At 68.1% G+C, this 18,199-nt stretch carries 17 protein-coding genes; 3 read left to right on the plus strand and 14 right to left on the minus strand.

Translation table 11 applies throughout. From position 1 onward, the window contains the following. Positions 1-54 precede the first annotated feature (54 nt). The 5 genes from FB468_RS07140 to FB468_RS07160 all read right to left on the minus strand — a co-directional run bounded on the left by FB468_RS07140 (position 55) and on the right by FB468_RS07160 (position 7,532). Entirely contained in the window at positions 55-3,105 is a 3,051-nt protein-coding gene (locus FB468_RS07140) for a LamG domain-containing protein (RefSeq protein WP_141886730.1), read from the minus strand. A gap of 107 nt (positions 3,106-3,212) precedes the next feature. After that, entirely contained in the window at positions 3,213-4,949 is a 1,737-nt protein-coding gene (phnE, locus tag FB468_RS07145) for a phosphonate ABC transporter, permease protein PhnE (RefSeq protein WP_141886731.1), read from the minus strand. Continuing rightward, a complete protein-coding gene (gene phnC / locus FB468_RS07150) occupies positions 4,946-5,770 on the minus strand; it encodes a phosphonate ABC transporter ATP-binding protein (RefSeq protein ID WP_141886732.1) in 825 nt (274 codons plus the stop codon). Before phnC ends, phnE begins: the two co-directional genes overlap by 4 nt. A gap of 75 nt (positions 5,771-5,845) precedes the next feature. After that, positions 5,846-6,787, minus strand: a complete 942-nt coding sequence (locus FB468_RS07155) for a phosphate/phosphite/phosphonate ABC transporter substrate-binding protein (RefSeq protein ID WP_246055793.1) — start codon at positions 6,785-6,787, stop codon at positions 5,846-5,848. 10 nt (positions 6,788-6,797) lie between these two features. Next, on the minus strand, positions 6,798-7,532 hold the full coding sequence (locus tag FB468_RS07160) for an HAD family hydrolase (protein WP_170219654.1): 735 nt from the start codon (positions 7,530-7,532) through the stop codon (positions 6,798-6,800). Between the two features lie 142 nt (positions 7,533-7,674). Here FB468_RS07160 and FB468_RS07165 point away from each other — a divergent pair, with 142 nt between their 5' ends. Continuing rightward, complete coding sequence (locus FB468_RS07165; RefSeq protein ID WP_246055794.1) at positions 7,675-8,430, plus strand: GntR family transcriptional regulator; 756 nt, start codon at positions 7,675-7,677, stop codon at positions 8,428-8,430. A gap of 57 nt (positions 8,431-8,487) precedes the next feature. Then, complete coding sequence (locus FB468_RS07170) at positions 8,488-9,240, plus strand: GNAT family N-acetyltransferase (RefSeq protein WP_141886735.1); 753 nt, start codon at positions 8,488-8,490, stop codon at positions 9,238-9,240. A 34-nt stretch (positions 9,241-9,274) separates the two neighbouring features. On the opposite strand, the gene FB468_RS07175 is transcribed toward FB468_RS07170, so the two are convergent. The 3 genes from FB468_RS07175 to FB468_RS07185 form a co-directional block, all read right to left on the minus strand. After that, positions 9,275-9,487: a helix-hairpin-helix domain-containing protein gene (locus FB468_RS07175; RefSeq protein ID WP_141886736.1), complete on the minus strand. Its 213-nt coding sequence runs from the start codon at positions 9,485-9,487 to the stop codon at positions 9,275-9,277. A gap of 6 nt (positions 9,488-9,493) precedes the next feature. After that, a complete protein-coding gene (locus FB468_RS07180) occupies positions 9,494-10,054 on the minus strand; it encodes an Lrp/AsnC family transcriptional regulator (protein WP_141886737.1) in 561 nt (186 codons plus the stop codon). A gap of 133 nt (positions 10,055-10,187) precedes the next feature. Further along, complete coding sequence (locus tag FB468_RS07185) at positions 10,188-11,699, minus strand: Na+/H+ antiporter NhaC family protein (RefSeq protein ID WP_170219655.1); 1,512 nt, start codon at positions 11,697-11,699, stop codon at positions 10,188-10,190. Between the two features lie 166 nt (positions 11,700-11,865). Between FB468_RS07185 and FB468_RS07190 the strand changes: the two genes are divergently transcribed. Beyond that, on the plus strand, positions 11,866-13,083 hold the full coding sequence (locus FB468_RS07190; protein ID WP_141886739.1) for a cysteine desulfurase-like protein: 1,218 nt from the start codon (positions 11,866-11,868) through the stop codon (positions 13,081-13,083). Here FB468_RS07190 and FB468_RS07195 read toward each other — a convergent pair. The 6 genes from FB468_RS07195 to FB468_RS07215 all read right to left on the minus strand — a co-directional run bounded on the left by FB468_RS07195 (position 13,080) and on the right by FB468_RS07215 (position 18,067). Then, on the minus strand, positions 13,080-13,391 hold the full coding sequence (locus FB468_RS07195; protein ID WP_211359099.1) for a metal-sensitive transcriptional regulator: 312 nt from the start codon (positions 13,389-13,391) through the stop codon (positions 13,080-13,082). The two genes, FB468_RS07190 and FB468_RS07195, sit on opposite strands and share 4 nt — an antisense overlap. Positions 13,392-13,501: 110 nt before the next feature. Continuing rightward, positions 13,502-14,920, minus strand: coding sequence for a dihydrolipoyl dehydrogenase family protein (locus tag FB468_RS07200; RefSeq protein ID WP_141886740.1), 1,419 nt, complete (start codon positions 14,918-14,920; stop codon positions 13,502-13,504). Between the two features lie 123 nt (positions 14,921-15,043). Then, on the minus strand, positions 15,044-15,322 hold the full coding sequence (locus tag FB468_RS07205) for a YHS domain-containing protein (protein WP_141886741.1): 279 nt from the start codon (positions 15,320-15,322) through the stop codon (positions 15,044-15,046). A gap of 50 nt (positions 15,323-15,372) precedes the next feature. Then, positions 15,373-17,640: a heavy metal translocating P-type ATPase gene (locus tag FB468_RS07210; RefSeq protein WP_141886742.1), complete on the minus strand. Its 2,268-nt coding sequence runs from the start codon at positions 17,638-17,640 to the stop codon at positions 15,373-15,375. Positions 17,641-17,696: 56 nt separating this feature from the next. Beyond that, on the minus strand, positions 17,697-17,858 hold the full coding sequence (locus FB468_RS17090) for a hypothetical protein (RefSeq protein WP_170219580.1): 162 nt from the start codon (positions 17,856-17,858) through the stop codon (positions 17,697-17,699). Further along, positions 17,855-18,067: a heavy-metal-associated domain-containing protein gene (locus FB468_RS07215; RefSeq protein ID WP_141886743.1), complete on the minus strand. Its 213-nt coding sequence runs from the start codon at positions 18,065-18,067 to the stop codon at positions 17,855-17,857. The genes FB468_RS17090 and FB468_RS07215 overlap by 4 nt, the downstream gene beginning before the upstream one ends. Between the last annotated feature and the right edge of the window lie 132 nt (positions 18,068-18,199).

Raw genomic sequence — 18,199 nt, forward strand, 5'->3', positions numbered from 1 at the left:
CGAGAGGGGCGGTGGGGATCGCTTGATCCCCACCGCCCCTCTCGTGTGCGCGGCCTAGTGGCGGCGCAGGCGGGCTCGCAGCGCGAGCACGATGCCGGCCACGACCGTGAGCGCCGAGGCAAGGCCGGTCAGCGCCCAGACCGCCGCGGAAGTACCGCCGGTCGCGGCGATGTCCGCGCGGGTGCCTACACCCGTGCTGCCTGAGCTATCGTCGCCTGAGCCGGTTCCGGAGCCCGGGCCGCCATTGCCGCCATCACCGGGACCGCCGGGGCCACCATCACCGGGCCCGCCGTCAACGACCTTCGCGAACTCGATGTCGACGCTCACGCGCCCCTGCACGTTTCGCAGCACGAGCTCCGTGCCCTCGACTGCGAAGCCCTCGGCTCCCTCCACGGCGACTACCGCGTCGACCGCTGTGTATCCGGGGGCGGGCTCGAGCGCGAGCCGCAGCTCACCCCCGAGATCCGCGACGCCCTCGGCCGGCGTCACCGCGCCGTTCGTCGCGCGGGCGGCATAGGTGAACCGCACCGGCTGATCCTCAACCGCGGCGACCGCCGCGCGCAGTGAGTCATAGCTCGCGCGCAGGTCGGCTTCGGTCGGCGCCGCCGCTCCGAGCGCCGCGCGCGCCCGCTCGACGGCTGCGGTGAGCGCTTCCGTGAGCGCCTCGTCGAACACGCGGCCGTTTGCGGCCGCGCTCTCGTTGGCGGTGAGTAGCTCGTCCGAGTACTCGACGGCCCGTGTGAGCGCATCAGTCTCAGCCCCCGTGTCGTCGGCGCCGTGCAAGGCCGCGATCTCGTCAGCGGTGAGCGCGGAGTCCCACATCTTCAGGTCGTCCATGTCGAGGCCGACGCCGTAGCTCTTGCCCCCGTCGACGCCGATGAGCATATTCAGGCCGCTCGTGAGGCTTCCGACCGACTCGATGCTCGCCTCTTTCACGAGCTGGCCGTCCATGTAGGTGCTCGCCGTGTTGCGCTCACGGTCGACGGTAAACGCCATGTGGTGCCACGAGTTCTTGTAGTTCGTGACGTCACCCGTTGCGTAGACGCCGTTCTTGTCATCGCCGAGGGTGAACTCGAGCTTGCCGGTGTCTCCGCCCTGCGGTGCCACGTTGAGGCCCGAGCGGTAGTAGTTGCTCCAGTTCTTGTTGCTGATGATGGCGCCGTAGCCGCCGACGTTCGTGACCTTCGTCCAGAAAGTCATCGTGAGGTCTTTGTCGGTGCCGAGGTCGAACTCGGGTCTTGAGCCGAGGTCGACGTAGCTGCCTGCCCCGGCCCCGATACGCACTGCCTGCCCCGCGGCGCCGTTTCGGTCGGCCGGAACATAGCTCACTGACCCAACCGGTGCCGCCTTCGGTGCCACCTTTGCGGCAGTGCCCGCATCGCTCAGGTCGCCCTCAAACGCGAGGTTCAAGAACTCGCCGCCGGGGGCCTCGGCCCCGGCTTCAGGGAAGTCAGGGAACACGAGCGTACCCGCCGTGCGGAACGTGCCCGCGAGCGCCTCAGACTTGTTCTGGAAGTCGTCGAACGCGAACACGTTTACCGTGTACGTCTTCGCGGCGTCGAGCCCGCCGATATCGAAGCCCATCGTGTTCGGGCTCATGTAGAAGCGTGAGTAGGCCTTGAAGCTCCCGGTGAACGCTTTCGACTTCTTCGCGCCGAAGTCGGGCACCTGGTTCGCAGTGAACGCGACGGGGTTGCCAGCCTGGTCGGCGATCTGCACCTCGTAGTAGTTGACGAGCTCGTCGTCCTTCGCCTGCTCGAACCCGATCGTCGCTGACGTCTCGGTCACGTCGCGCGCGGTCACAGCCGCGCTGTCCCACCACGGCGCAATCTTGCTGCGCTTGTCGCTCGTGTAGGTGAAGCCGGCCTTGCCCTTCGTAGTGTCGACGACCCACGGCATGCCGAGCCAGCGCTTGTGGGTGACATCGAAGCGGCGAATCACGGTGCTGCCGTCTTCGAGCACCGTCACGAAGTTGGCGCTCTTCTGTGGCACACCCTTTGCTGCGTCGCCCTGGTTGCCGTCGAAGTAGCCGCCGCCGATGAAGTCCCCCGGCACATCCTGGTAGATGTAGTTCATCGAGGCGTTCTCGTAGACCGTGAAGTCTTTCTGGTAGATGCTCGTCTCGGGGTTCGACGAGAAGTGGGTGTGGGCCGAGCCGAGCACGGCCTGCGGGTAGTCGGCGAGGATGCGCTGCAGCTCGGGGCCGGCCATGTCGTAGTCGCCGTGGAACGGGCCGCCGAGCGAGGTGCCAGCGTAGCCGCTGTGGATCGACACGAAGATCGGCTTCTTCGGGTCGTAGTCGGGCTTCGCTGCGATGCCCGCGAGCGTCTGCTTCAGGTACTCCTGGTAGCCAGTGCGCTGGCCGGTGTACCCAAACGTGTGCTTACCGTTGTAGTCAAGCCCGATGAAGTCGATGCCCTCAACCGTCGTGTGGAAGTTGCTGACGTAGTCGCTCTCAGCCCGCGGGTAGAACCACTCCGGGGCGTTATCGCCGGCGCGCTCGGCGCGCGCGTCGTCAAACGTCTTCCCCATGAGGTCTGCAATGTCGTGGTTGCCCTGAGTGAGCAGCACGTTGGCGTCGGGGAAGCTCTCGCGCATCACCCGCTCGACGGCACGGTACCAGCCGGCGACCTTCTCGGAGTCGCCGCGCAGGTGCGCGGAGTACTCGGGGTCGTTTGCGCCCACTACGTCACCGTTGTCGACGACGACTTTGGGGGTGAACCCCTTCGCCGTCGCCCAGTCAGTGATGCTCTTGAAGTGGGGCTGGATGCCCTCGTACGCGACCTGCTCAGAGGTCTTCTCGGCTGTGGCGGTGCCGCCGAGCTCGGTGTCAGACATCGTGATGAACTCGAGCGTTGCCGCCGCCCCGTTGTAGGCGTCGTTCGCAGCGTCGATTCGGGCCTGAGTCATCGCCTCGGCTGGCGCTCCCGCGGTCGCTGCGGTCGGCACCGCCTGCGGCACCGCCTGGGCGGGGAGTGTTGGGGCGAGGAGCGCCACTGCGGTCATCGCCGCGATGGCGCTTCCGAGCAGCGCCGTGCGCGGCGCCTTGCGCTGCGCACGTGTGAGGCACGCGGGCACACTCGGTGTGCGTTCGGAGTTGAACATGGGGGTTCCTTTCAGGGGTGTGGCGGGCAGGGGGCGGCCCACCACCGGGGAGGGTGATGCGGGAAAAGCAGAGAGTGGGTCTGAAGCGCCCTCGATGGGCGACTGGGCTAGGCGATGAGCCGCCTGATCCAGGAGGCGAGACCCTCAACCGCGAACACGATCACGAGCACGCAGAGCAGCAGGGCGAGGAGTTCGTGCTGGTTGATGCGCGCGGCACTCGACAGCATGTAGCCGATGCCGCCGCCGCCGACGATGCCGAGCACCGTCGCTGAGCGGATGTTGGTGTCGAGCAGGTAGAGCGTGTGCCCGACGAGCGCGGGTGTCGCCTGCGGAAACGTCGCCGCGGAAAAGACCTGCGTGCGCGTCGCGCCGACTGCCTTGAGGGCACCCTCGGGGCCCCTGTCGACCTCCTCGATCGAGTCCGCGAACAGCTTGCCGAGCAGACCGACACCGCCGATGGCGAGCGCGAGTACGGCGGCGCCGGGGCCGAGGCCGGTGAGAATGATGAAGAAGAGCGCGAGCAGCAGCTCCGGGAGCCCGCGGATCACGACGAGCACGAACCGTGAGGCGCCGCGCACCGCGGGATTCGGGGCGACGTTTCGCGCAGAAAACACGCCAAGGATCAGGGACCCGGCGAGCGCGAGGAGTGTCGCCGCGAAGGCGATCTGCACGGTCTCCGTGAGCGCGACCGCCGTCGCTTCCCACTTCTCGGGCGGCAGCGCCGGCGGCCAGAGCCGCGCCGCGGCGATGCCGAGATTCTTCCAGAAGTTCGCGAAGCTACTCTCCTGGGTCGCCGCAAGCGCGATCGAGACGCCGATGAGGGTCGCGGTGCCCCAGACGAGCGCCGAAGATTTCAGTCGGTCCGCTGTCCACGGCACCCGACCGGCACCCGCCGCGCGGCCAAGCGAGCGACCTTTCGCCGCAGACTTCCCGGAGGGGCCAGCGTCTTGCCCTGCACCTGCCTCGGCGCCGGGCAGCGCGCGCACGAAACGGTGCGCGAGCGTGCGGCGCGCGACGGGCGCGCCAAGCAGGAAACGGCGGATGAGCGCCGAGACGATCTCGAAGGCGACGCAGAGCACGAAGATGATGATTGCGAACGGCAGCGCCTCGCGATAGTTCAGGGTCTGCATCGCGATGCTGAGTTGCTGGCCGAGCCCCGCGACGCCGACGAACCCGAGGATCACGGACACCCGGAGGTTGATGTCTGCGCGGTGCAGCACGATCGCGATGAAGGCCGGGAGTACCTGCGGCCAAACCGCTCCCCAGAACTCCTGCGATTTCGTGGCCCCCGCCGCGCGCAGCGCAAGCCGGGGCCCGTCGGGTACCTGCTCGATCGCGTCGGCGGTGAGTTTGCTAATCATGCCGACCGAGTGGATCCCGAGCGCGAGGACGCCCGCGAGCGCGCCCTGGCCAATCACCATCGCAAAGATCATCGCCATGATTGCGTCGGGAGCCGCGCGGGTGGCAACCCCGAGGAACCTCCCGAGCGCGCCGCCCCAGCGGGTCGGCGTCGTATTGCGCGCCGCGAGGTACGCGACCGGGATCGAGATGATCGCTGCCATCGCTGTGCCGCAGAACACGATGGCGAGTGTGAGCGCCGAAAGCCAGAGGATCTCGGGGATGGAAGGCCACACGAACGGTACCGCCCGTGCGAGGAAGCTGCCCGCGTAGTCGACGCCTCGGGCGATCTGCTGCCACGACAGCCCAACGCCAGACAGCGACCACAGCCCGACCGCGAGGAGGGCGAGGAGCAGGGCCCCGGCGGTGAGCGCGTTCCGCGATGGGAGCGGGAGCTTCGCGCCCGTCCGAGCGGCCGGGCGGACGGGGGTGATGATCGCGGTCACGCCGCCGCCCCGCTGAGCTCGGGCTGGGGAGCGCGCTGGGTCTCCCCGGTGCTGTCGGCGCGCTTTCCGGCGGCACCGCGCTTGTAGATCGCCATGACCGACGCCTCGTCGAGGTCACGCGCTGGGGCGTCGAGCACGACCCTTCCAGCCTGAAGCCCGACGATACGGCTCCCCCACGCGAGCGCGAGGTCGACCTGGTGCAGACTGCACACGACCGTGAGGTGCCGCCGCTCGGCGAGCTCCTGAATGAGCGCCATGATCTGCTGTGACGATTCGGGGTCGAGCGAGGCGACCGGCTCGTCAGCGAGCAAGATCTCGGGCTCCTGCATGAGGGCGCGGGCGATCGCGACGCGCTGCTGCTGCCCGCCCGAGAGCGTGTCGGCGCGCTGGAACGCACGCTCCTCGAGCCCGACCTCGGCGAGCAGTTCGGCGGCTCGGATGCGGAGCGCTTTGGGGTAGGCGAGCAGCCCGAGGCGCGGGCCGCGCAACTCCGAGAGCGCCCCCGTGAGCACGTTCTCGAGCACCGTTCTCGGCCCGACGAGCTCGAACTGCTGGAAGACGAAGCCGATCCTGCTGCGCAGCTGCCTGAGCGAGCGCCCGCGGGCGGCGTCGACGTGCACGCCGAGCACTGAAACGCTCCCCGAGTCGGCCCGTTCGAGCCCGTTGAGGTGGCGGAGGAGCGTCGACTTCCCCGACCCCGAAAGGCCAAGAAGAACCGTCTGCTCCCCCGGAGCGATGTCGAGGGTGACGTCGTCGAGCGCGACGGTCGCGCCGTAGCGCTTCGTGAGGGTATCGAGCTGGATGGCGGCGGGATGATGCATGAGGGTCAGACTCCAGGAGCTACGCGGCGGGGTGGGGCGGGGTTCGGCCGATGACGACCGAACCCCGAGGGGGTGTTACGGCTGGCACTGCGCCGCGCCGGTCTGCTCACAGACCTTGCGGACGCTGTCGTAGTACGAGTCCTCGACCGGGACGAGCTCGTAGAAGAACGCCTTGAACGCGTCGGTGACCGCGATGCCCTCGGCCTCGATGTCTGCGAGCGTCAGGTTCTTCATGAGGTCCTGCAGCTCCGTCTGCGTGTCGGCGGGAAGCTTCTTCGACATCACGATTGGCGCGCCGGGCACGGTCACGCGGTTGATGACCTCAAGGTCGCCCTCGGCGAACAGGCCATCGGCGATGCCCGTCGTCTCGACGACGGCGTCCTCGGCGAACCCGGCCTCGCACTCGACGCCCTGCGCGGTCTTCTGCGCGGATGCGTCGTGCCCGCCCGCCATGACCGGCGTGATGTCCTTTTCAGGGTCGATGCCGGCCGCGAGCAGCTCGGCGCTCGGGTAGAGGTAACCCGAGGTCGAACCCGGGTCGACGAAGCACACTTTGTGGCCCTTCAGGTCGGCGATCGAGGCGATGTCTGAGCCCTTCGGCACGACGGTGAGCGACTCGTAGCCTGGCTCTTCGCCCTCCTTCGTGACGGTCACGCCGAGCGGCTCGAGCTCAGCACCGCCGTTCGTCGCCGCAACGTAGGTGAAGCCAGAGAAGCTACCGATATCGATGCGGCCCGCAATCGAGGCCTCGACGAGCGCTGCGTAGTCGGTCGACTGGATGAGCTCAACCTTCTTCCCGGTTTTTGCCGCGATGTAGTCGACGAGCGGCTGGAACGTGTTCTCGACTGACTGCTGGTCGGGGACCATGCCCATGACGAGCGTGTCAGCGTCTTTCGCGAACCCCTCGGATGCGCTCGCGCCGTCGCCTGCGGGCCCTGCCGAGCAGGCGGCGAGGGTGCCCATGAGCGTGATGCCTGCGACGAGCGCGAGCCCGCGGGTGAGTGTGTTCTTCTTCACGGTGTGCCTTTCAAAGCGAGTGAGTGTGAATCGGTGTGAGTCGGATGGAAGCTGTGAGCGGCTGGCGCGGCGTGAGCGCGGCGATCCAGTCGGGAGTAACGCCCGCGAAGCTCGCGATCGTCACGTCGGCGAGGAGATCGATCTCGGGCCGCGGCTCCCCCACACGCACGACGGTGCAGCCGGCGGATCGTGCGGAGCGGATGCCGACCTCGGAATCCTCGAATGCGACGCAGTTCGCCGGCGCGACGCCGAGCGCTCGGGCAGCACGCGCGTACGGCTCGGGGTCGGGCTTTGTCTTCGGCACGTCGTCGGCGGTGACGACGGTGTCGAAGCTGCCGAGGCCAGCGAGGCTGTCAACCGCCGAGACCCAGGTTCGCGTCGAGCTCGTCACGAGCCCGATCGGCGTCCCGGCGACCCGCAGCCGGTGCAGGGTCTCCTCAGCGCCGGCGAGCCAGCGCAGGCTTCCGGCGAAGGCAGCGATCGAACGCTCCTCAAGCAAGCGGGCCACCTCCGCGGGCGTGCCAGCGTGGCCGTACGTCTCGACCAGTCGGCGACCGGCGTCGTCAACGGCGACCCCTTCGAACGCCGCGACGAGCTCTTCGGGGGCTTCCCCGGTGCTCGCGGTGAGCGCGGCCCGGATCGCCTCAAGCCAGCTCCGCTCGCTGTCAACGAGCGTGCCGTCAAGGTCGAACAGCACGGCGCCGAGCGCGGTGCCCGAATGGGGTGAGGTTGGCTGCTGAATCACCTGATCATTACCCCGTGACCAGGTATGCAGTTCGCAACAAGACGGTGAACGACACCTGAACACTGGGTGCTTAGGCGCCGCAGGGCGGGACAGCTGTGAACGGCTGTCCACCGGCGCCGATTTCCGGGCGTACGCTGGCAGCATGACGGCCGATTCCACACGCTCGCACACGGCGATTATGCGCGACCTTCTCGCGCGCATCGTTGACGGCGAGTTCGCCCCGGGAACGACGCTGCCGTCGGAATCGAAGCTGAGCCAGCACTACGGCGCCGCGCGCGGCACAGTGCGCAACGCGCTCGCCGCGCTCGAGGGCCGCGGCCTCGTCGCCCCCGTGCAGGGGTCGGGTTGGGTCGTCCGCTCCAGCAGACAGAACCAGTCGTTCGCCGAGCTGCGCTCGTTCGCGCAGTGGGCGCGCAGCAAGGGGATGACTCCCGGAGGCCTCGTGCGGCTCGCGGAGTTCGGCGAGGCGTCTCAGGGCGAGGCGCGCAGCCTGCGCGTGGCTCCGAGCTCCCGCGTCATCCGGGTGACGCGCACGCGCTCGCTCGACGGCCGCACCGTCATGCTTGAACGCACCTGCTACCCCGAGTGGATCGCCGACAAGGTCGCGAGCATCCCCGACGATGAAGCGTCCGTCGTCGAGACACTGCGCACGCATTTTGGCGTCGACACCGCCCACGCCGAGCACTCGATCGACGCGATCCCCGCTTCGAGTGCCGACGCCGAGCTCCTCGGGATCCGCAGGTCAAGCCCGCTCCTCCGGGTTAGGCGCGTGAGCTTCACGCGCGGTGGCGCCCCCATCGAGTTCGGCGAAGACAGGTACCTGCCCGACACCGTAACGTTTCAGGTGGCGACCTCAAGCGACAGCAACGCGCTGAACCGCGCCGAGTTTCTCCGGTAGCCGGCCGGGTTCGCCCGCCCATCGCGGCGTCACCGGTAGACTCCCGCCGAGAGAAAGGTGCCGCCCATCGAAGCCCCAGACGCGTTCTCGCTGTACGTCGATACCCACCTCGCCCGCGCGGGCGATGCGACCCGATCCACGGCGCTCGCCTGGTTCCGAACAGGCGCCCCGCATGAGGAACTCAACGGGGTGCTCTACGCGACCGCGGCAGCACTGGGGGATGCGGTCGCTGAATTTGGTAGGACGCCGGCGCTGTGGCATTCGTGGCCCGAGCGGCCCGAATTCGACGTCGAGGCGCAGCTCCGCGCGCGAGGCTTTGAGTTCGTCGAGGAGGAGCCCGTCATGACGCTCGCCCTGGGCAGCGGGTCCGGGTCCCCCTCCACGGCGCGACCGGGGCCGGCCACCGTTCGCCCCGTCGAAACTGAGCGCGACCTCGCCGCCTGGGAGGAAATCTGGACGGGCGAGGCCCCAAACCCGGTAACGCTTCGCGCCCTCGCGTCGGCGGGGCTCGGCACTGACCGCACAGTCCACCACCTCCTCGCGGAGGTCGATGGCGTCGCCGTCGGGTGCGGCGCGGCCGTCGTCGCCGGGAGGGCCCTCGCTGTCGAACACATCGTGACCGCTGCGTCGCACCGCAGGCGCGGTATCGGCAGCCAGCTGGCCGAAGCAGCGCTCGCAGTCGGGCGCAGCCATGGTGTGCGTCACGCGATCCTCACCGCGTCACCCGACGGCGCCGGGATCTACGAGCGCCTCGGATTCGAGGCACGCGAACCGGTTCGCAGGTTCATCGCCCCGGCCGCGACCGGCTAGCTAGCCAGCGCCACTGCGTTCTCGCGTCTCCGTGTCACTGCCTGAGCGTCTGGCCGTTCTCGGCGAGCGCCGCCTCGAGGATTCGCACTGCCTTCGGGCCCACCCCGTGCAACGACAGCAGTTCCGCTCGCGAAAGCCCGCTCACCTCGGCGAGCGTCGATATCCCTGCCAGCAGGAGCGCCGAGGTCGCCGGCCGACCGATCCGTGGCAGGTCCCCAATCTGCTCTGGCACATCACGTGTAGACATGCGTGCCTAGGCTTCGTCGCCCGCGCGCAGCTCCGCGAGAATCTGGTCGAGCCTGTGCTGCTCCACGCCCGCGGCGCTCTCGGAGAAGAACGCGAGGCGGGTCTCGGTGAACTCGAGGTCATCCCGCGCCCAGACGTACTCGGCAATGATGCGCTTCAGGTGGTCGAAGCCCTTGGTACGGATGAGCAGAATGAGGTCGGAGGACCCCGTCACGACCGACGTCTCTTCGACCTCGGGGATCGCCTGCAGCGCAGCCACAACGTCATCGCGGCTCGCGCCGGTACGAATGACGACCGAGAGGTAGGTGGTGAGCGTGTAGCCGAGCGCGCGCCAATCGATGTCAACGCGGTAGCCGCGGATGACGCCCTCCTGCTTCATCTGGGCCATGCGCTCGGAGACCGCAGGGGCAGTGAGCCCGACGGCGTCTGCCAAGCTCTTGAGCGTGGCGCGCGCGTTGTCGTGCAGCATCGACAACAGCTTGATGTCTGTCTCGTCGAGCGCGACGATAGGCGGGTCGTTCGTCAGCCCGTCGGCGAGGCTGCCAAAGGTCGACCTCTTCGCGTTCATGTCGTGCCGACTCCCCTTCGCATTTCGGTGAGATGTGCGTCTTCGCCGCTCACTGCATTGTACAAAGCGCGAGGGGCACCCGCTGCGCGACGCGCGCCGGTGCCCCTCGCGGTGACCACGGATCCGGATCCGGCTAGCGCCGCTCCAGACCAACGACGGGAAGCGTACCCGTCATCTCCGCTTGCCACTCGGGGTCGGGCTCGACGAGTTCGACGCCATCCCTGCCCTCGTAGCGACGGCCCCAGCCCGTGACGATGGAGAACACCGTCATCGCGGTGAGCGCGAACGGATAGAACGCCGCACCGAGGATCGCGAACACGCTCAACTCGGGGATGCCCTCGTAGCCCTGCGTGCCGAGGCTCGCAACGAGCAGGAAGGTGCTCGCGATCGGCACGATCACGCCGACACCCATTGCGGCGCAGTCCATGACGTTTGAGCGGCGGTACGGGTGCAGCCCCACTGCCGCTCCGATCTTGTCTGAGAGCGGGCCAGCGAACATGAGACCCGGCCCGTTGAGGCCAGCAAGCACGACCGTGCAGAGCGCGCCGGAAAGGCCGATCGCGGCCTCGGCGCCGCGGGCGCTCTGGAACCGCGGGGAACTGATGATCGCCTCGACGATCCGGTCAAACATTCCGGAGGACTCAACGACGCCGATCATCGCGAACACCGCGACGAGCAGGCAGACAAGCGGCAGCATGCTCGACAGACCATCGGTGATGTAGCCGGTCGGGGCGCCGTCGGCCGCGCCGAGCACCTGCCCGGGTGTTGCGAGGCCCGTCACGAGGGCGACGACGGTGCCGACAACGAGGCCGACGCCGACGGCAAGGAAGAGGTCGCGGGCAATGAACGCCACAAGGATGAGCGCGGCGATGGCGAGCAGCATCCAGAGGCCGGTCGGGCTCGCATCGGCGACAATGTTCGACTGCGCCGAACCGCTCGACGTGAGGAGACCGGCGACAAGAAACGCGACCGCCGCGATGCCTGCCGCGGGGAGTGCGTAGCGGAGGCGGCTACGCACGACTCCGCCGACGTCGGCAAGCCCGGCGCGACGCCGGTAGCGCTGCGTCGTCGCAGAGATCACGGTCGTGTCGGAGATCGGCGCGATGTTGTCGCCGAAGATCGCTCCCGAGAGGATCGCGCCGGCAAGCAACACCGGCGAGGCCCCGATCGCGGCGCCCGCCGTGTACAGGATCGGGAACATCGCGAGCATGGTGCCGAGCGACGACCCCGTCGCGAGCGCAATCGCGCAGGTGATGAGGAACGTGATCATCACGAACACGCCGCCGGAGATGTGCGCCTCCTGCGCGAGCCACACAAAGCCCGAGCTCACGCCCGTGGCCTTAAACATCTGGGCGAGCACGCCGACCAGCAACATGAGCAGGAACAGCGTGGCCGACGTGCGCGACGCGATGCCGTCGATAGCGGCGTTCCAGAACTTCTCCTGACCCTTCGCCAACCATGACGCAACGAACAGGCCAAGGAAACCGACGGCGGCGATCGCGGTCAGGTCGAGCACGACGAAGCCGACGAAGTAGACGAAGGTTCCGATGGCGAAGATGAGCGGGGCGATGAACGCGCCGAGCGCGCCGACGCGAAATTCGAGGCGCTTCGAGGGCTGCGCCTCAGTGCGGCTTTGAGTTGACAACGTGTCCTCCAGCATTCGTTGGTGAAGTTCGGGCCGCGACGTTCCCGCGACGTGATGCATCGGACTCTAGCAGCATTTGGTTTTGAATCAATAGTTTTGTCGCGCATCAACTTTGATCTATCGTGGTTTCAAGCCTACTTCTTTAACGATCACCGGAGGTACAACGATGTCCAAGTTCGGCGCAGCGATCCGCGCAGACTTCCCCGCGGTAGCACACGAGCTCGTCTTCCTCGACGCGCCGGGCGGCACACAGATGCCAAGCGTGGTCGCGGAGGCCATCGCGAAAGCGGGCACGTCACCGATTTCAAATCGCAGCCGGGGCTCGCTCCCCGGGCGGAACGCCGACGACGCGGTGCTCGAGTTCCGCGCCGCGGCTGCAGACCTGCTCGGCGCCGACCCGCGCGGCATCGTGCAGGGCCGAAGCGCCACCCAGCTCACCTTCGACTTCTCGCGCACCCTCGGCCGGACGTGGGCCGAGGGTGACAACATCGTGCTGTCGCAAGCCGACCACGACTGCAACGTTGCCCCGTGGCTCATCGCCGCCGAGCGGGCGGGCGTCGAGGTACGCTGGGCGCGGCTCGACCCCGAAACGAGCGAGCTCCCCGCCGCGCAATACGAAGCGCTCGTTGACGACCGCACCAAACTCGTCGCCGTGACGGCCGCATCGAACCTCGTCGGCACTCGACCGGACGTCGCCGCGATCTCCGCGATCGCCCACTCCCGTGGCGCGCTCACCTACGTCGACGGCGTGCACTACACCGCACACGCGGGTGTCGACGTCGCAGCAATGGGAGCAGATTTCTTCGTCGCCTCGCCCTACAAGTTCTTCGGCCCGCACTTCGGCATGCTCGCAGCGTCGCCCGAGCTGCTCGACTCGCTCCACCCCGACAAGCTGCGCCCGTCGCCAGAGACGGTGCCCGAGCGCTTTGAGCTCGGCACGCTCCCCTACGAGATGCTCGCGGGCGCGACTGCCGCGATCGACTACATCGCGAGCCTCGGCGGGGCCGAAGGTACGCGCCGTGAGCGGATCCTGTCAGCCATGCGCGAGATGGATGACTACGAACTCGAACTTCGCGACGCCATCGAGGCAGGCCTCGCCGAGCTTCCGGGAGTCACCTGCTTCTCGCGCGCAAGCGAGCGCACCTCAACGCTGCTCATCACCATCGACGGGATCGCGCCGCTCGTGGTTGAGGCACGGCTGCGCGAGCGCGGATTCATCGCTCAGGCCGGCCACTTCTACGCGATCGAGGTCTGTGGCGCGCTCGGCCTCGGCGAGATCGGCGGCGTGCGCTTCGGCCTCGCGCCGTACAACACCCGAGAGGAGGTCGATGGCCTCCTCGTCGCTCTGAGCGAAGCTATCGCGGAGGGGCCGACGGCCGCCTAGGACTTGACGAGGCGGGCGATCGCGTCGCTCGCCTCCTTGAGCTTCTCCTGCGCCTCCGGCCCGTCCTTCCGGGCAGCGTCGACGACACAGTGCGCCAGGTGGTCGTCGAGCAGGCCAAGACCGACCGCCTGCAGCGCGCTCGTGAGCGCGCTGATCTGGGTGAGGATGTCGATGCAGTACTTCTCTTCGTCAACCATGCGAGAGATGCCCCGCGCCTGGCCCTCGATACGCTTCAGACGCTGCAGGTACTTCTCTTTATCGCTGATGTACCCGTGCGCGCTCCCCTGCGTGTGTTGCACTGCTTCCATGGCCATGCCCTCCCTCATCGCGGCGAAGCGCCACATTCATCAGGATACCCCCTCAGGGTATCTCATGGGCGGTGTTTCGCTCAGGGCTGCATGCCGCCGCGGGGCACCAGCTACCCTGCCTCACTTCGGTACGTTTCGAGGAGCCTCAGCCACACCTCGCTGATCGTCGGGTATGCCGGCACCGCGTGCCACAGCCGTTCCATCGGAACCTCCCCCACGATAGCGATCGTCGCCGCGTGCACCAGATCCGCGACGTCCTGCCCGACGAACGTCGCCCCAACGATCACGCCGCGCGCCTCGTCGACCACGAGCTTGGCCCTGCCAACGTACCCGTCCGCGTGAAGCTTCGCCCCCGCCACCTGGCCGATGTCGTACTCGACCGTTCTGAGGTCGAGGTCGGCCTCGCGCGCCTGCGCCTCGGTGAGCCCGACCGCAGCGACCTCCGGGTCGGAGAACACCACCCGCGGCACGGCGACGTGATCTGCCGTCGCAGCATGGGCTCCCCACGCCCCATCACGCACGCCATCGCCGGCAAACCGCGCGGCGATCGCCTCGCCGGCCGCGCGCGCCTGGTACTTGCCCTGGTGCGTGAGCAGCGCGCGGCCGTTCACGTCGCCGACGGCGTACAGCCAGTCGGTGCCCGCGACGAGCATGGTGTCGTCAACCGTCAGCTGCGCGTCGACGCCGACCCTCTCGAGCCCGAGGCCGGTGGTCGCAGGGCGGCGACCGGTCGCGACGAGGAGCTCGGCGGCGCGCACCGTCGTGCCACCAGCGAGCTCAACCGAGACGTTGCCGTCGGCCCCGCGGTCAACACGCACGGGCGCGACACCGATCCGAACGTCAACGCCCTCGGCGGCGAGCGCGGCCGCAAGCATGGCTCCGACGAACGGCTCCTCACGCCCGAGGAGCGCCCCACGCGAGAGCAGCGTCACGCTGGTTCCGAGCGCGGCGAACGCGAACGCCATCTCGGTACCGGCGACACCGCCGCCGAGCACGATGAGACTCTGCGGCACCTCCTCGGTCGACGTCACCTCACGTGTGCCCCAGGCGCGCGATTCCGCAAGGCCCGGGACATCCGGCAGCGTTGGCACTGACCCCGTCGCGAGCGCAACGGCCCGGGCGGTCAGGGTGCGCTCCCCCACCCGCACGCGCCCCCTCCCGACGAGTTCGCCAAAGCCCCGGATGAGGTCGATCCCCTCTGCGCCGACCCATTCGGCCTGGCCAGAGTCATCCCAGTTGTTCGTGAAGGCGTCGCGCCGCGCGAGCACCGCGGCGGCGTTGAGCTCACCAGTAACCGCCTCGCGAGCGCCCGGGAGCCGCCCCGCGGCCCGGATGGCGTGGCCACTCCGCAGCAGTGCCTTCGATGGCATGCAGGCCCAGTACGAGCACTCTCCGCCGACGAGTTCGGCCTCGACGATCGCGACGCGCACATTGGGGCCGACGGCGTAATCGGCGACGTTTTCACCGACCGGCCCGGCACCGATGACGATGAGGTCGTAGTCGGTCGAGGTGTGTTCTGCGGTATCCATGCGGGTCCCCTTCCCCATTGTCGCGGACCGGCTACCAGCCGGGAATTGGGTGCCATTCTGTCGCACGACGTGCAAAGGGGCCTGTGTTTCCACAGACCCCTTTGCGTGACTTTCGGCTTCGCGCTATGCCATGTTCGCCGCGTACTTCGCGGGGTCTGCGTCGAAGGCGGGGCCGCAGCCGGCGCAGCAGAAGAAGTAGCGCTCGCCCTCGAAGTCGCGGTAGAGCCCCGCTTCGACTGCCTTCGCTTTGTTCACCGGACTGCCGACCATAACGGGGCAGGTGGTCATCTCTGCGTCAGGGGTGCCCCCGCTCAGCAGGTCGGTGCGGCCATCGGCCGCCACCGTGGTTGCCTTCGCGCCGCCACCGCAGCAGCTCGCCGTTGGGGTTGTCTGTTCGGTCATGAGGTGTCCTCTCGAAACGTAGTTCAGTTCAGTGCAGTTCAGTGTTGCCGCTAGACGGCGGTGCTCTTGAAGCCGCGCAAGCGCAGGCTGTTGCCGACGACGAAGACGCTCGAGAGCGCCATCGCCGCACCGGCGAGCATCGGGTTCAGCATGCCGAGCGCCGCGACGGGAATCGCAGCGACGTTGTAGGCGAACGCCCAGAAGAGGTTCGTCTTGATGGTGCCAAGCGTCTTCCGCGACAGACGGATCGCATCGACCGCGCTGCGCAGGTCGCCCCGCACCAGGGTGATGTCGGACGCTTCGATCGCGACGTCCGCACCGGTGCCCATCGCGAGGCCGAGGTCGGCCTGCGCGAGAGCGGGAGCGTCGTTCACGCCGTCGCCGATCATCGCGACGACCTTGCCCTCCGCCTGTAGCCGCTGAACGACGTCCACCTTGTCCTGGGGCAGCACCTCAGCGATCACCTCGTCGATCCCGACCTCCGCGGCGATGTGGCGAGCGACAGCCTCGTTGTCGCCGGTGAGGAGCACGGGCGACAGGCCCAGGGCCTTGAGCTGGCGAATCGCCTCGACGCTCGTGTCCTTCACGGTGTCGGCGACGACCAGGATCCCACGCGCCTTGCCATCCCAGCCCACGGCGACGACGGTCTTGCCCTCGCCCTCGGCGCGCGCTTTCGTGGCGGCGAGCTCGCCGCTCAGCTGTAGCGACCACTCGGCGAGGAGCGAGTCGCGCCCGACAAGCACGGCGTGCCCATCGACGACGCCCTGCACGCCCTTGCCCTCGATGTTCGCGAAGCCCTCAACGACGGGCAGCGTTCCGACCTCCTGCGTCGCTCCCTTCGCGATCGCCTGCGCGATCGGGTGCTCCGAGGCGTCCTCGAGAGCCCCCGCGAGTCGCAAGAGCTCCGCCCGGTCAGAGCCGGGCTCGGTCACCACATCAACGAGCGTCATCTTGCCGGTCGTGACGGTGCCGGTCTTGTCGAGCACGACAGTGTCGACCTTGCGGGTGGACTCGAGCACCTCTGGCCCCTTGATGAGCACGCCCATCTGGGCGCCGCGGCCCGTGCCGACGAGCAGCGCGGTGGGGGTTGCGAGCCCAAGCGCGCAGGGGCAGGCGATGACGAGCACGGCGACGGCCGCGGTGAACGCTGCTGAGACCGGGAAGCCCGCGCCGAGCCAGCCACCAAGCGTGACGGCGGCGACGACGATCACGATCGGCACGAAGACGCCCGAGATCCTGTCAGCGAGCCGCTGCACCTCGGCCTTGCCCGTCTGCGCGTCTTCGACGAGCTGCGCCATCTGCGCGAGCTGCGTGTCAGACCCGATCCGCGTGGTGCGCACGACAAGTCGCCCGCCAACGTTGGTGGTGGCGCCGGTGACGGTGTCGCCCTCGGCAACCTCGACGGGGATCGCCTCGCCCGTCAGCATGGAGGCGTCAACGGCGGAGGTACCCGAGACGACAGTGCCGTCCGTCGCGATCTTCTCGCCGGGGCGCACAACGAATTCGTCACCGACGCGCAGGTCTTCGACGGGGATCTTGGTTTCGACCCCGCCGCGCAGCACCGCGACCTCCTTCGCGCCAAGCTCGAGCAGGGCACGCAGGGCTGCGCCGGCCTGCTTCTTCGAGCGCTTCTCGAAGTAGCGGCCCGCCAGGATGAACATGGTGACGCCCGCGCCAACCTCGAGGTAGATGTTCGCCGCGCCGTCAGAGGGGGCGAGCGTGAACTCGAACGGGTGCGTCATGCCGGGGACGCCGGCGGTGCCGAAGAAGAGCGCGTAGAGCGACCACAGGAACGCTGCGGAGGTGCCCATCGAGATGAGCGTGTCCATCGTCGCGGCGCCGTGTTTGAGGTTTACCCACGCTGCCTTGTGGAACGGCCAGGCCGCCCACACGATCACGGGGGCCGCGAGCGCGAGTGACGCCCACTGCCAGTACGTGAACTGCAGCGCCGGAATCATTGCCATCGCGATCACCGGAACGGTGAGCACGATCGAGCCGATCAGGCGATGCCGCAGCGACGTCAGCTCGGCGTCTTCCGCATCGTTCCCGTCGCCACTCTTGGTGTCTTTCTTTGCCCCCTTCGGCTCCGGCATCACCGCGGTGTAGCCGGTCTTCTCGACCTCTGCGATGAGCAGCGCCGGGTCGTACCCCTCGGGGACGGTGACCTTCGCCTTCTCGGTCGCATAGTTCACGGTCGCGACGACACCGTCGAGCTTGTTGAGTTTCTTTTCGATGCGGTTCGCACACGATGCGCACGTCATGCCGCCGATCTCGAGTTCGACACCGGAGTGTGTACTGGGGAGCGCGGATGTACTCATTTCGAATTCCTTCATTCTCACCGGCACCCGCTGAGCGTGTCAGCGGGTGGCATTGGCTAGTTCTCGTGCGCGGTCTGCTCGGGATCGTGCGCTTCGCCGCTTGCGACCCAGTCGGCCACGAAACTTGCCGGGACAATCACGCTGGCGAGGCCGTACGCGGCGCCGAAGGCCACGACGAGGCCGGCGCCGTAGAGGGCGAGGCGCGCTGGGGGCTTCATGAGGCGCGCACCGCCGAGTAGCCCGCCTCTTCAACCGCCGCGAGCACCGCCGCGTCGTCGAGCGCGCCGTCGGTGGTGACCTCGAGCTTGCCGCTCGCTGCGCTCACGTCGATGCCGGTGACCCCGTCGATCTGCTCGACCTCCTCGCGAATCGACATCTCGCAGTGGGAGCACGTCATTCCAGTGACCTGATACTCGGTTGTAGCCATAGCTTGTTCCTCCTTCATCAGGATACCCCATGCGGGTATCTCCACACCCAGAACAATATACCCCCCTAGGGTATCTGCGCAAGTGGAATTTCCGCGTTCCCTGGACGCGAAAGTTACGGCCTGTCGACGTGG

This window comes from Leucobacter komagatae (assembly GCF_006716085.1).
In the GTDB taxonomy this organism is placed as follows: Bacteria; Actinomycetota; Actinomycetes; order Actinomycetales; family Microbacteriaceae; genus Leucobacter; species Leucobacter komagatae.

What these genes read in the sequence shown, in the direction of transcription:
- FB468_RS07175 (WP_141886736.1), bottom strand. Translation starts at nt 9,487, where the DNA reads ATGTCTACACGTGATGTGCCAGAGCAGATTGGGGACCTGCCACGGATC.
- FB468_RS07190 (WP_141886739.1), top strand. Translation starts at nt 11,866, where the DNA reads ATGTCCAAGTTCGGCGCAGCGATCCGCGCAGACTTCCCCGCGGTAGCA.
- FB468_RS07195 (WP_211359099.1), bottom strand. Translation starts at nt 13,391, where the DNA reads ATGGAAGCAGTGCAACACACGCAGGGGAGCGCGCACGGGTACATCAGC.
- FB468_RS07180 (WP_141886737.1), bottom strand. Translation starts at nt 10,054, where the DNA reads ATGAACGCGAAGAGGTCGACCTTTGGCAGCCTCGCCGACGGGCTGACG.
- FB468_RS17090 (WP_170219580.1), bottom strand. Translation starts at nt 17,858, where the DNA reads ATGAAGCCCCCAGCGCGCCTCGCCCTCTACGGCGCCGGCCTCGTCGTG.
- FB468_RS07140 (WP_141886730.1), bottom strand. Translation starts at nt 3,105, where the DNA reads ATGTTCAACTCCGAACGCACACCGAGTGTGCCCGCGTGCCTCACACGT.
- FB468_RS07215 (WP_141886743.1), bottom strand. Translation starts at nt 18,067, where the DNA reads ATGGCTACAACCGAGTATCAGGTCACTGGAATGACGTGCTCCCACTGC.
- FB468_RS07200 (WP_141886740.1), bottom strand. Translation starts at nt 14,920, where the DNA reads ATGGATACCGCAGAACACACCTCGACCGACTACGACCTCATCGTCATC.
- phnC (WP_141886732.1), bottom strand. Translation starts at nt 5,770, where the DNA reads ATGCATCATCCCGCCGCCATCCAGCTCGATACCCTCACGAAGCGCTAC.
- FB468_RS07210 (WP_141886742.1), bottom strand. Translation starts at nt 17,640, where the DNA reads ATGAGTACATCCGCGCTCCCCAGTACACACTCCGGTGTCGAACTCGAG.
- FB468_RS07205 (WP_141886741.1), bottom strand. Translation starts at nt 15,322, where the DNA reads ATGACCGAACAGACAACCCCAACGGCGAGCTGCTGCGGTGGCGGCGCG.
- FB468_RS07165 (WP_246055794.1), top strand. Translation starts at nt 7,675, where the DNA reads ATGACGGCCGATTCCACACGCTCGCACACGGCGATTATGCGCGACCTT.